Below are 12,148 nucleotides of genomic sequence, written 5' to 3' on the forward strand. Positions count from 1 at the left end.
ACCGAGACCTTCAGCTCTGCCGTTCCCTGGCGAGTTTGGCCAGCAGACCATCGACACTGCCGGTATGGACGATCACTTCCTCGTCCTCGCCCGGGATGTCGAACCGGGCGAAGAAGTCGTCGAGGGCCTCGGGGGTGACAGTGAGGGCGTTGGCGTCTTCGCGCTGGTTGCGCCCGGCGAGGCGCCGAAGCAGTTCCTCCCGGTCGGCCGGGAGGTAGACCACCACGGGGTGGCCGCCCGCTTCGCGGGCGGCCTGCTGCCAGGCGTCGCGCTCGGCGCGGCGCCACAGTCCGTGGTCCAGGACGAGGTCGTGGTCGGCCTGGAGTTCCTTGATGAACCGCTGGCGGATCGTCTCGACCACGGGCCGTTCCCGCTCGAAGTAGGTGTGCTCGGGGTAGTCCACGCCGTAGCGGCCATGGCGGCGGTGTACCTCCTCGTCCACAGACAGCCGGGTGAAGCCGTGCGCTGCCAGCGCCTGAGCGACGGTGGTCTTCCCGGAGCCGGTCAGGCCGGCCAGGAGAACGGCGAGGGGCACGTGCTCATCCCTTCCGCAAGGAGCTGTCCGCGAACATGGGCCATTGTCGGTCAATCCTGGCCGCTGTAGGCGTACGGCCGCCAGGCGGTGACGATGGCACGGGCCTCGGCGTGCCAGTTCGCGGGCATCCGGGCCAAGCTCACGCGGCGGAAGGCGAACCGCGGGTCGCTGGTGTTGATGCCGCCCCCATGCTCGCCGAGGTGGGCCAGCAGGCGACGGGCCTCAGCGAGCCGGGCCGGGGAGGCCGTCTGCCAGGTCCCATCCGCCGAGTGGGTCGCCCGGCGTTCGATGTCCTGCCGCACGCCGTCGCGCCACTTGAAGTGGTGCACCGCGCAGATGCGGTCCGGATCCGGGCGGTGGCCTGGAGCCCGGTGGTTACCGGAGGCCACGGTGATGTCGTGGCGGGCCAGGACGACCTTGCGCGGGTCGGCGTGCAGGAGCCGATGGGTGAGGTAGCCGCCGAGGGGATAGGCGTGGTCCAGTCCGCCTTCCGGACGCCAGCCGGTCAGGCGTCCGCTCGCAGTAACCCGGTCGAGCATGAGCCCGCCCACCACGCTGTGACCTGTCTTCTCTGCGTGGGCAATCACCTGGTGCAGCGGGCCGGGGTACTGGTGGAACTCGTCGGCGTCTGCGAGCAGGTGCCAGCCCGGTCCGGCCCGGTGACGCAGCGCGTCTCGACGTTCGCTGTTGGTGTGTTCGTGCCAGGGACCGGTGCTGGTGTGGGCGGGGATGATGCCCGCCTCCCGGGCGGCAGCCTGGAGTTCGTGCCGACGGATGTCGGGGACGTGCTCGGGGAAGTGAAACGCGATCAGGAACCGCTCGATGCCCAGCTTGCGGTAGTGGCGGGCCCAGGCTGCCAGCAGCGGAGGCTCGATGGGGCCGATCACGGCGATCAGGGCGGGAGGCGTGCTCAGCATCAGGACCCCTTCGTGTGCAGGGAGGCGAAGGTGCGGGTGAGGAGGTCGGCCTGTTCGGCCGCCGAGCGCATGCCCAGCAGGGCGGGCGCGTCGGTGCCGGGCAGTTCGGGCGGCTGACGGATGACGTCGTGCAGGGTGCCGACGAGGGCGTCCGGATCGCCGGCGGGGAAGGGAAGGGCCCACGGCTGCCCGCGCAGGCGGGCGGTGAGAGCCGGATCGTGGTCGGAGAAGATCAGCGGGACGCCGAGACGGGCGGCGTCCATCACCAGCCCTGATTCCTTGGCCGCGCCGGGACGCCGAGCGACCAGGACGGCATCGGCGGCGCCGTAGACGAGCCGCAGCACACTGTCCGTGACCGGACCGGGCACGATGTGCAGCCGCAGATGGGGCAGGTCACGCCACCGCTGAAGGACCTGCTCATCAAGGGGATGGCCGGTGACCACCAGGTGCAACGGTTCCTTCAGCCGGGCCAGGGCGGCGTCGATGGTGTCGATGTCCTTGGAGGGCCACCAGCCGCCGACCAGGCAGACCACGGCGTCGGGGGCCGGAATGTCGAACGCGGCCCGCCCGCCGTCGCGTTCGGCGTCGCTCAGGCGACGGCCGTCATCGACCGCGAAGGCGGCCACCAGCGCGGGCAGGTGGGGGAAGGACGCGGCGAGCTGGTCGCCGACAGCCCTGGTCGGGGCCAGGGCGATCGCCTCTTGCTCACAGCGGCGAGCGATCCGGCCCAGCCACCGCACGATGGTGTCCTCGGTGGTGACCAGTTCGTGGATGAACCGCAGGTGCGGCGCGCCGCCGAGCAGGGCGGCGGCTCCGTGCAGGGCCTCGCTCGCGGTCAGGATCACCACGGCGTCGGCGGCGGGCTGAAGATGGCGGGCACTGCGCAGGGCGGACGCCTCGGTCAAGCAACGGGCGACCAGTGTGGCCTGGTGCGGCAGCCGCCGCAGGACGCGGGGCCAGCGGCGATGACGCAAGCTCCGCCGGCCGGCCGCGGACAGCCCGGCCGCCGCTCGCGCTGCGATCAGGAGCATGGCCGCCCGGCGTCCGGCTGGCGTGGTGACCAGCCGGGCACCGGTCTCGCGCAAGGAGGCCACTGCCTCGGCTGCGATCCCGTGCGGGGCGATGACCAGGCTGCCGGGCCTGGCCTGGGCCAGGGCTGCCAGCGTGCGCTGGGGGTGGCCGCCCAGCCGGTGAGCATGGGGCTCGATGAGGACGAGCGGGCCGGTCATCCGGAAACCACCTGGTCGCCGTGAGCGGTGGTGAATCGCTCACGCAGCCACGCGGGGTCGTTGAGATGGTCGAACTGCGTCGCGTCGCGGGCGGCCTCGCGGGAGAAGGCGACGCCTTCACGGGCCCCGGCGGCGGCGTAGTCGGCGAACTCACCGTCGCGGCTGGTCGTCCATGCCTCCACCCGCCGGCGTGCGTCGTCGTCCGCCATGCCGTACTCGCTGCCGCGGGCGAGCATCGCGCACTCACGGAAACCCGCCTTCCAGGCGTGAAAGGGGCTCTGGTTGAACCGTGTGATGCCCGCCCTCTGCTGGGCGAACTCGATCCGGCCGGGCAGCGCGGCCAGCACATCCACGGCCTCGCCCATCGCACGCAGTGCACTGCGGCGGATCAGCTTCAGCCCGCCGTAGCCGTACGCCAGGCCGTTGACCGGGTTGACCGCCTGCCAGACCCGCATGGACACCCCCTCCTCCAGCGGCTCGATGCCGGAGGCGTCGAAGCCGTTGTCGATGGCGAAGTCGCCGTCGGCGAGGAAGAACTGCTCACGATCGACCAGCTCTGCGCACAGCCGGTAGGCCCGGCGCATCCCGTGCACACCGTGCAGGCGCTTGACCGTGCCACCCAGCGTGCGCTGCAGCCGGGCATGCAAGGAGCCGGCCATCGGCTCGTCGTACGAGAGGAAGACTGCGTCGAACAGGCTCACGCGACGGCCTCCAGGTAGCGGGCGGCGACCAGAGCGGGCGTGAATTCGCAGGTGGAGGCGTGGGCGCGTTTGGCGTGTACGGCGTGGAACTCGTCGTCCGTGGCGAGGCGTTCGGCCAGGGCCACAGCCTCGTCGGTGGTGGTGAAGCACAGCTCGGGGTCGATGTGCTCGGCGAGCCAGCCCAGGCGGGGCGAGATCACGGGCAGGCCCATGCCCTGGCAGTCGATCACGCTCATCGACCACGGGCAGCCGGGCCTGAACGGGGCGATGCCGAAGCGGGCACCGGCCAGCAGACTCCGGTAGCGGACGCGGTCGCCCCGGTCGGAGACGACCTGGACGTGCGGCAGCGCGGCGAGCTGGTCGCGCATCTTCTCGGGGCTGTCGTCCAGGCCGGTGCGCTCGGTGCGACGCTGGCCGAACAGGTCCATCACCCGCAGCCTCACTGTTCCGGCGGCCACCAGCTCACGAGCCAGGCCGACGAACTGCTCGGTGCCGTAATGCGCGTACAGGCGGTGGTTGTAGATACCGATCGCGCCGCCGGTGCCCGAACCGGCCCGGGCTGTGGCGAGATCACAAACCAGGCGCTCGTCCCTGGGCGCAGGCACCACTCGCAGCTTCTCACCCAGGTCCACCGTCATCCGGGCGGCGGCGGCAGACACCCAGGAGGCGGCCGTCGAGGAGTGGACCAGTACCCGGTCACAGGCAGCCAGGCCGGCGGCGAACGCCAGCAGCACCGGCCTGCCCAAACCGGCATCGCTCAGGGACGGGTCGAGCAGGAGCTGACCGCCGTTGTTGAAGGAGAAGGGCAGGTAGTGGCAGTACCCGGCCAGCAGAGCCTCGGACCGAGCCTCCAGCAGGGCGGTGCGGACGGCCGGAGCCTCCTCGATCTGGTTGGCAACCACCACATCCGGCCGCTCAGTCCGGATGAGCGCGACCAGTTCGTCGATGTCCGCCGAGAACCGGGCCCGGTACTTCGTCCCTGGCACCTTGGTCTGGTGGAAGCCGCAGCGGTCGTCACCGGCCGGCGCCGGCGCGGCCACGGTCACCTCCGCTCCCGCGTCCGCCATCGCCGGTGCGAGGAGGTCGGCGAAGATCCACCCCGAATCCGCTGACAGCCGGTCGGGGTTGGAGATGTTCAGCAGGTACAGCATGCGCATGGAGCGTCGCCTCCCTCATCTGCCCGGACGGGTCGATCCGGGTCGGTGAGGGAAGGAAAGCCGCGACGTGAGCCGTGACGGGATGATGAACTGGGATCACTCACGGTTCATTCATGGTCACTGAAGATGACGCGGGGCGGGACTTCGATGGACGCGCAGGGCGAGGAGATCACCGTCGAGCAGGCGGCCGAGGACTTCGCGGCCGAGCTGGCACGCTGGCGGGAAGTGAGAGGCATGTCCAAGCGGGCGCTCGCGCAGGCCATGGGCTTCGACCCGTCCTACGTCAGCCACATGGAATCCGGCCGTCACAAGCCCAGCGAGGACTTCGCCCGCCTCGCCGACGAGGCCCTGAACGCCGGCAAGGCGATCTGGCGACGCTGGTGCGACTATGAGCAGGCCAAAGCCCGCGAGACACGGGCCAAGCGCCCGCCGGCGGCCCCGCCGGCCCCGCGCAGGCCCGAGCAGCCTTACGCCACCGGCTCCGCCCTCGTCGTCGAACACGACGCCGCCTGCCTGAAGTACGACGGCCGCGACTACCGGCTCACCATGCGCCGCCTGCTGCGGAACACCGGCACCGAACCAGTCACCCGCTACCTGATCCGCATCAGCGTCGACCGCTACCCCGGCGACCCCGAGCGGTCCAACGCCCACCACCGAGCCCACCCCCTGACCTGGGACGAACTCGCCCTCACCGCCACCTGCCGGGGCGAGACGATGCGCTGGCAGGCCAAACACGACCGCGACGCCTTCAAGGAAGTCTGGCTGTTGTTCGACAACGAACACGGTCGCTTCCCGCTCTACCCCGGCGAATCTGTATGGATCGAGTACGCATACACCGTCGGCGACAACAAGTGGGGCAACTGGTTCCAGCGAGCCGTACGTCTACCCACCGAACAACTCGAAGTCCAGCTCGTCTTCCCCGCAGACCTGGACCCCGTCGTATGGGGCACCGAGACCTCCATGACCGCCGAAGCCTCCCCCCTGCGCACCCCACCCGTCCGCAGCGACGACGCCGGACTACGGCAATTCACATGGATCACGGCCACACCCGCCCTGCACGCTCGGTACCGTCTGGAATGGCGGTTCAGGGCAAGGCCCGACAGCGAATGGGATCAAGGGAGTTCAGGTGATTGACGTGCGGCCAAGCCAGCGCATGCGAGACCTCGGCGTCGTCCAGCACGGCACCGGCATCCTCACCGAACCGGCCCGAGCCTTCGACCTGCCCGCCGAGCGAGACGAGGCCGAACGCATCGTGGACGAACTGTTCGCCGCCATCGAGCGCATCGGCCAGGTCCATCCCTTCGCCAAGGGCATGGGCATCGCCGCCCCACAGATCGGCATCGCCCGCGCAGCCGCGGTCGTCCTGCCTCCTGACGACGCCCCGGCCGTCATCCTGCTCAACCCCCGGATCACCGACCGCTCCGAGGAGACGGACGAGCAATACGAGGGGTGCCTCAGCTTCTTCGACGTCCGCGGGCTCGTCCCCCGCCCGCTGAAGATCACGGTGGAGACCACGGCGCTGACCGGCGAGGCCGCCACCGCCGTCTACGAACGTGGCCTCGCCCGCCTCATCCACCACGAGATCGACCACCTCGACGGCCTGCTGTACACCGCCCGCATGCGAACCGGAGTCTCCCCAATCCCTGTGGAGGAATACCGGCAGACCGGCCGTGCGTGGGCCTACGAGTAGGCCATCACCGGCGGACCATTCGGCGGTCGACGGTAGTGCGGACTCCCTGGGACAGCCCTTGCCGACGGCCCATGGTGCCCGCTCGGACTACCTTGCAATGGCAGCCCGGATCAGCTTTCCGGGGGCGGCATGCATCGTCCATGGCCATGGGCCATGGACGGAAGATCGTCGGGATGCCGAGAGAGCCTGGCCAGGCGCCACGCGAAAGGGCACGGGCATCGTCGCAGTCGTCATGCGTGCCGACGACGCCCGGACGCGGTCTACCGCTGGTCATGTCCAGAACTCGTCCTCTGTCTGCTGGTCCCCCTGGAACTCGCGGAAAGCAACGGCCCTGCCGTCGGCGATCTCCCAGACGTGCACTTCAGGCGAGGTCCAGGCCCGACCGTTGCGCTCCGCGCTGACCGTGCACAGGACCACGACCCGCGATGCGTCCGTGAGTACGTCGTCGATCAGGATGCGGAACGAGCCCTCGGACAGCTCCATGACCCGCCCGAAGAATCCGACGAGTTCCTGGTGCCCGCGATAGTCGCCGGAGAGCGGGCTGCGGCCCGGAACGTGCCAGGTGATGTCCTTGGCGAAAGCCTGAAGCACCGCGGGGATGTCGCCGGCACCGAAGGCGTCGTACGCCCCCTGGATCAGTTTCCGGTTGTCGGTGGCCATCGGAGCCGCTCCCGTCCTCTGGAAGCCAGTCGGGTCTACCTTCTCCCTTTTCATGCTGGTCCCTCAGGGTGCGAGCTGCGAGCCAGGCCGATATCGCGCGTGGCTCTGTCACGAGAACGGGACTCGTGAACAAAGCCACGCGAGCGAGAAGCGACAGCGCGGAAGCCCATGAGGACATGGATGAGTGAGGCGGCCGCCCGCGCTGCGCCGGCGTTGGCAGTTGCCTTGGTCGTCCGCGTTCGGTGACGACGAGGGCGGCGACGTATTCGGCGTCCTCCTTCGGGTCGTCGGTGGTGACGGTCCCCTGCCAGCCTTCGGAGCCGTGCGGCTCCTCCACCCGGTACATCCAGTGCGCCTCGATACTCATGAGCCGTTCCTGTCATCTTCCCTGCGGTTGCCAGGCGGCCGGCTGCCCGGCACCCGCCCTGCCCTCACTTCTGGTTCAGGAGGTGTGGCCGAACCCGCTTGAGTGAATGACGCGCTCGTGGCGGCGGTGGCTGTCGGGCTCGCGGTGGAGCGCGACGAGAGCCGCGTCGTCGTCAAGGCGTCCGCCGGTATGGGCGAGCAGATCGCGTTGGATGTGGTGGAGCAGTGATGCGGGGTCGGCCTTGTTCCACTGGGCGGTCCGTGCCTCGAACGGGTAGAAGCGGCCGGTGGCGTCACGGGCTTCGATGACGCCGTCCGTGTAGAGCAGGAGGGTGTCGCCGGGCTCGAAGGAAACCGCGTCGATGGCGTATGCATCCGGTCCCGTGGCGCGGGGTGCAGGCTGGGGACGGTCAGGGCGTTACCGGGGCTGAGCAGCAAGGGAGGGGGGTGTCCGCAGCTGATCATGCGGGTGATGGGGTCGTCGTCAGGGAGTTCCAGCAGCAGAGTGGTGGCGAAACGTTCGCCGGCCTCGGCGGGCGGCTCGAAGCCTGGAAGCCATGGACGAGCTCGTGGCCGAGGACTACCAAGACCACTCGCCACCGCCGTTTCCAGGGTTCGCACCCGGTCGCGAGGGACTCAAGCAGGCGTTCCGTCTGTTCTGGGAGGCCACACCCGGAACCCACGAGATCGAGGACCAGATCGCGGAGGGCGACAAGGTCGTAACCCGGCTGACGGCCCGGGGCGTGCACGCGGGGGACCTCCCCGGCATCCCCACCACCGGCAGGCCGATCACGATGACCGCGACGGTCACGCACCGCATCGAGAACGGCAAGCTCGCCGAGAAGTGGTCGGACAAGGATCTCCTCGGCTTCCTTCAGCAGCTCGGCGTCATCCCGACACCCGACGGGGCATCGGGATAGCCCAAAACTGCGCTGCGATCCGGGCGGGACTCGCTTCGTCCGCAGCCGGGGCCGGGATCGCCGGTCGCCGGAGCGCTCCGGGCCGCCTAGCCTGAGATCAAGGGTCCTCGAGTTGAAGGGATCCTGAGATGCATTTCGTCCTGCTCGCGACGCACACGCCGGACACCTGTCCGACCGCCAACGCGACAACGCGCGACCTGATGCTGAAGACCGCTCCCGATCTGCCGAACCTCGCCCAGAAGGCAGGCGTCGACATCGTGGCCGGTCCCTTCGTCAACCGCGAGCACACGGTTGTCGCCGTCGTGCAGTCGGACAAGGCCGAGAATGTCGACCGCTTCCTCATGGAGTCTCGTCTCTCCCAGTGGAACAGCGTTCATGTGCTGCCGTCCCTGACCTTGGAAGAAGGTCTCACCGAGATCCAGGCGCAGACGCCGATCTTCTGACCCACCCGTAGGGGCGCCGACTTCTCGGGCGAGCCGATGGGTGTCCGGCTCTGTCAGGCCGTCAAGGTCACTGACACCTTCGGCCGAAGGAGGTTCGTTGGTGACGCACGATGGCGGGCTGAGCTTGCGTATGCAGCGTGTCCTCCGCGCACCCCGCTCGGTCGTGTTCCGGGCCTTGACCGAACCGGAGCGGCTGGCCAAGTGGTGGGGCCCTGACGGGTTCGCCACCCCGAGTGTGGAAAGCGACCTTCGGCCAGGAGGTGGGTATCGGATCGCGATGCAGCCTCCGCAAGGCGACCTGTTCTACCTGGTCGGCGAGTTCCTAGAGGTCGAGCCTCCTGAACGTCTGTCCTACACATTCCGGTGGGAGGATCCCGATCCCGAGGACCGGGAGACAGTGGTGACGCTGTCGCTTGGCGATATCGGCGGTACGGCGACCGATTTGAATTTCATCCAGGGTGGCTTCGCCACGGAGCGGCGCCGCGCTCTTCACGAGGAGGGCTGGACGCAGGGTCTCGACAAGTTGGAGGAGCTGGTGTCGTCGGCTGCGTCGGCCTGAGATGCTGCCGCGCGAGGTGCCCTGCTTCGAGTACGGGTGCGAGCCGGCAGATCATCGCCGGTGAGCACGCGACCCCGCAGGCGTTGCGTCGAGCAGGCGAGAGACGCGGTGGCCCGCCATGCTTGGGCCGAGGCGTACGGCGCCCTGCGCGATCTCGACCGCGACCGGCTGACGCCCGACGATCTGGCCGTGCTCGCGATGCCGCCTGGCGGACCAGCCGGGTCCCGGAGCCGATCCAGGCGCGGACAGCGGCCTCCTCGGGCAGTGCGCTCAGGGAGACCAACACCGGTGCACCCGGTAGGAGCGCGCTCGATATCTCACCGCTAGATTTATCTACCGAGATGGCCAAAGAAGTGGACAATCGGCCGATGTGTATCGTGCATGGTTGAGTTAGATCGTACGAGTGATTGGGCTCTAGCGGCCGCAAATTTTGGTGACCTACAGAAAAGTCCGAGTACCCAACACCTGCCGCGATCTCTACCGAGTGTTCATCGAGCCTCTCCGCCGCCTTTCGAGCGTCGCGAGCCAGCACCTCAAGATAGCGAGGCAGGAACGAATCGTGTATTACGTCGAAGCAGTGCACAGATCACCGCCGCCCTCGAACGGCTCGCGCTCCTGCCCAACGCATGCGATGATTACACCGTAATGATGCAACTCAGGTCGGGTGATGCGCCTTCGGCGACTGCCCCAGTCTGCAGTTGACCCGTTTCAAGACCGGGCCCCAGCGTGCTCGGACATTGGGCCTCCTGGCAGGCACCCGGACCGGACTCACATCGGCAAGCGAAAGATCACCTGCACGAGGTCACCTCCCGTCTGCTGGGCGCATGAATGATCAGAGTTAGTGCCGAGGCGATGGATAGTTCTCGGACAAGAGTGGATCAACAGCGGCAACCTCCGCCAGTCGCCGACAGTGCCGGGCACACTCGGGACCATCGAGTCCAGCAGTACTCAAAGGCTGTACTTGGCCGCCAAATATTGCTCGGGAGTACAACAGAACCACAAGCATTGAACGAACGGGACAAGCGAGACCGACTTGGAGGAGCGACAAATGTCATCCGAGTTCGTTCGTTATACCCCTGAGATCGAGACCATCGATCCCCATCTCGACGAGCTGCTGGCACAGATCATCGATTTCTGGGAGAAAAAGGGCCGTGAATCGCCGAGTACCGAGGGCACCGGGCGGGCCGTCCGCGGCGCGCACGCGAAGTCATTCGGCCTGGTCAAGGCAGAAGTCGAGATCTTGGCTGATGTGCCGGCGGCGTATGCGCAGGGCATCTATGCCAAGCCGGGCCACCACGGCGCACTGATTCGCTTCTCCAGCACGTCCACCCACCTGGGCACGGACGCACAACTCGGACCCGGCCTTGGCTTCGCGATCAAAATATTCGATATCGACGGACCAAAACTCGTCGAAGACGAGCCGGACTCGACCACCTTCGACCTCGTGCTCAAAAATAATCCCATCTTCATCAGCAATACAGCGAAACACTACCTGTTCATCGAGGACATCGCGAACAACGCGCAGGACTACCTGACGCGCGGCAAGGCGGGTCTCCACGAGCTGCTGGCGGATGTGCTCACGGGCAAGGGCCAGCTGCACCAGCAAGAGTGGGCATGGGACGAGCTATTCGCGATCGTGAGACTGGTAACGCAGACGCATGTGCGCAATCCGCTGCTCACCACGTTCTGGAGCATGGGCGCGGTACGTCATGGGGACTACATCGCCAAGATACGTGTCGCGCCGGCCGCGGAGAGCGCCACGCACGTGATCCATCGTGATCTCGACCTCACGATTGGCCCGGACGTGTTTTATCCGACGCTGGCGGACGAGCTACAGGCGAGACCATTCGATTTCGATCTTCAGGTCCAGCTGTGCACGGACCTCGCGGCGATGCCAGTGAACGTCCTGACCGTGGAATGGCCCGAAAAGTTGTCTCCCTTTGTCACCGTGGGACGCGTGCATCTACCGCGCCAGGACATCTCGGGACCCGAGAACTTCGAGAAGGGTGACGCGCTCGCGTTCAATCAGTGGCGTGTCACGTCCGCTCACCGCCCGCTGGGCGAAATCATGAACGTGCGACGGATCTACACGGCGTCGGCCAAGGTCCGCCGGACGCTCAACCACCAGCCGCAAACCGAGCCGACCAGTGCCGATTCGGTGTTGCCGTGATCAGAGGCCCACGGGCCCGGCTCGGGCGGTAGCCACCCGGTCCGCGGCGCATCCGTGGGCCGTGCGGCCATTATCCGGGCGCAGGAATCGAACCGGATCGAAAGGACAGGACAGCTATGACAATGCAAGAAGGGACAGCGACCGCACCGGAACCCGATCAGGCCGTGGAGCAGAACATCCAGAAGCTGCGAGAGCTCTACGCCGACGCGCCGGAGGTGGGAAAGCAGGCGTTGGAGAACGTACTCCAAAAAGGCGCGACGTCGTTTGTGGGGAAGCCGCGAACGCGGATGGAATCCGCTGGCCGGGTCGGCAGCCGTCAGGGCAGGGTCTCGGAGCTCACCCTGATCGCTCCGTTCGTGGAAGGTGGAGCGGAGCGACTGCGCGCCTTCCTGCAGCTGCGGGACGGAAACTTCGATGACACAGACAGGGTTGGCACCGTCCACGATATGCGCTTCGTATTCCTTGACAACGACACGAAGCTGCTCTTCTGCACCGCCTACGACGATGAGTGGGACCCCTACATCGACGACTTCGCAACGAAGATCCCGGACGAACTGGATCTGTTTATGTGCAATTGCGTGGGATGGCCGGGAACGCGCAGCCCGTCGGTGAAGGACTGGATCGCGAAGTACCAGATCCCGGCCGATGGCTGGTACGTCGCGAATCCAGATCTGACGGTGGCGGAGACCAGGCGGCTGAACCGCGTCGGCCACGCGCTGGAAGAATTCCTGGACAAGATCAGCGACTAGTCCAGCCACCCGGACAGTCTGCGGGGTGCGGCCGTGCCACCCGGCGAGAGTG

14 protein-coding genes are annotated in these 12,148 nt (G+C 67.6%); 7 read left to right on the forward strand and 7 right to left on the reverse strand.

The window, feature by feature from the left end:
• Window positions 1–10: 10 nt before the first annotated feature.
• The 5 genes from ACZ5CW_RS28810 to ACZ5CW_RS28830 are packed head-to-tail and all read right to left on the reverse strand — an operon-like array spanning window position 11 to window position 4,539.
• Window positions 11–535: a P-loop nucleotide/nucleoside kinase family protein gene (locus ACZ5CW_RS28810; protein WP_468606369.1), complete on the reverse strand. Its 525-nt coding sequence runs from the start codon at window positions 533–535 to the stop codon at window positions 11–13.
• Between the two features lie 50 nt (window positions 536–585).
• A complete protein-coding gene (locus ACZ5CW_RS28815; RefSeq protein ID WP_468606371.1) occupies window positions 586–1,452 on the reverse strand; it encodes a glycosyltransferase family 2 protein in 867 nt (288 codons plus the stop codon).
• Window positions 1,452–2,681, reverse strand: a complete 1,230-nt coding sequence (locus tag ACZ5CW_RS28820; protein WP_468606373.1) for a glycosyltransferase family protein — start codon at window positions 2,679–2,681, stop codon at window positions 1,452–1,454. Before ACZ5CW_RS28820 ends, ACZ5CW_RS28815 begins: the two co-directional genes overlap by 1 nt.
• Window positions 2,678–3,382: a hypothetical protein gene (locus ACZ5CW_RS28825; protein WP_468606375.1), complete on the reverse strand. Its 705-nt coding sequence runs from the start codon at window positions 3,380–3,382 to the stop codon at window positions 2,678–2,680. Before ACZ5CW_RS28825 ends, ACZ5CW_RS28820 begins: the two co-directional genes overlap by 4 nt.
• Window positions 3,379–4,539, reverse strand: a complete 1,161-nt coding sequence (locus ACZ5CW_RS28830) for a glycosyltransferase (protein WP_468606377.1) — start codon at window positions 4,537–4,539, stop codon at window positions 3,379–3,381. Before ACZ5CW_RS28830 ends, ACZ5CW_RS28825 begins: the two co-directional genes overlap by 4 nt.
• A gap of 147 nt (window positions 4,540–4,686) precedes the next feature.
• Here ACZ5CW_RS28830 and ACZ5CW_RS28835 point away from each other — a divergent pair, with 147 nt between their 5' ends.
• Both ACZ5CW_RS28835 and ACZ5CW_RS28840 read left to right on the forward strand, forming a co-directional pair.
• On the forward strand, window positions 4,687–5,673 hold the full coding sequence (locus tag ACZ5CW_RS28835; protein WP_468606379.1) for a helix-turn-helix domain-containing protein: 987 nt from the start codon (window positions 4,687–4,689) through the stop codon (window positions 5,671–5,673).
• Between the two features lies 1 nt (window position 5,674).
• On the forward strand, window positions 5,675–6,229 hold the full coding sequence (locus ACZ5CW_RS28840; protein ID WP_468606381.1) for a peptide deformylase: 555 nt from the start codon (window positions 5,675–5,677) through the stop codon (window positions 6,227–6,229).
• A 270-nt stretch (window positions 6,230–6,499) separates the two neighbouring features.
• Here ACZ5CW_RS28840 and ACZ5CW_RS28845 read toward each other — a convergent pair whose 3' ends face one another.
• Window positions 6,500–6,889 carry a nuclear transport factor 2 family protein gene (locus tag ACZ5CW_RS28845; RefSeq protein WP_468606383.1) on the reverse strand — a complete coding sequence of 130 codons (390 nt, stop codon included), beginning with the start codon at window positions 6,887–6,889 and terminating at the stop codon, window positions 6,500–6,502.
• 442 nt (window positions 6,890–7,331) lie between these two features.
• Complete coding sequence (locus tag ACZ5CW_RS28850; RefSeq protein WP_468606628.1) at window positions 7,332–7,619, reverse strand: SpoIIE family protein phosphatase; 288 nt, start codon at window positions 7,617–7,619, stop codon at window positions 7,332–7,334.
• A 193-nt stretch (window positions 7,620–7,812) separates the two neighbouring features.
• On the opposite strand from ACZ5CW_RS28850, the gene ACZ5CW_RS28855 reads away from it, so the two are divergent.
• The 5 genes from ACZ5CW_RS28855 to ACZ5CW_RS28875 all read left to right on the forward strand — a co-directional run bounded on the left by ACZ5CW_RS28855 (window position 7,813) and on the right by ACZ5CW_RS28875 (window position 12,096).
• The gene (locus tag ACZ5CW_RS28855) at window positions 7,813–8,175 is read left to right on the forward strand and encodes an ester cyclase (protein WP_468606385.1); all 363 of its coding nucleotides are present in this window, start codon (window positions 7,813–7,815) and stop codon (window positions 8,173–8,175) included.
• A 128-nt stretch (window positions 8,176–8,303) separates the two neighbouring features.
• Window positions 8,304–8,618, forward strand: a complete 315-nt coding sequence (locus tag ACZ5CW_RS28860) for a hypothetical protein (RefSeq protein ID WP_468606387.1) — start codon at window positions 8,304–8,306, stop codon at window positions 8,616–8,618.
• Window positions 8,619–8,718: 100 nt separating this feature from the next.
• Window positions 8,719–9,177, forward strand: coding sequence for an SRPBCC family protein (locus ACZ5CW_RS28865; protein ID WP_468606389.1), 459 nt, complete (start codon window positions 8,719–8,721; stop codon window positions 9,175–9,177).
• 1,048 nt (window positions 9,178–10,225) lie between these two features.
• Entirely contained in the window at window positions 10,226–11,347 is a 1,122-nt protein-coding gene (locus ACZ5CW_RS28870; protein ID WP_468606391.1) for a catalase family protein, read from the forward strand.
• Window positions 11,348–11,511: 164 nt separating this feature from the next.
• The gene (locus tag ACZ5CW_RS28875) at window positions 11,512–12,096 is read left to right on the forward strand and encodes a hypothetical protein (RefSeq protein ID WP_468606393.1); all 585 of its coding nucleotides are present in this window, start codon (window positions 11,512–11,514) and stop codon (window positions 12,094–12,096) included.
• Window positions 12,097–12,148: the final 52 nt, after the last annotated feature.

The organism is Streptomyces sp. NPDC031379, from assembly GCF_055569615.1.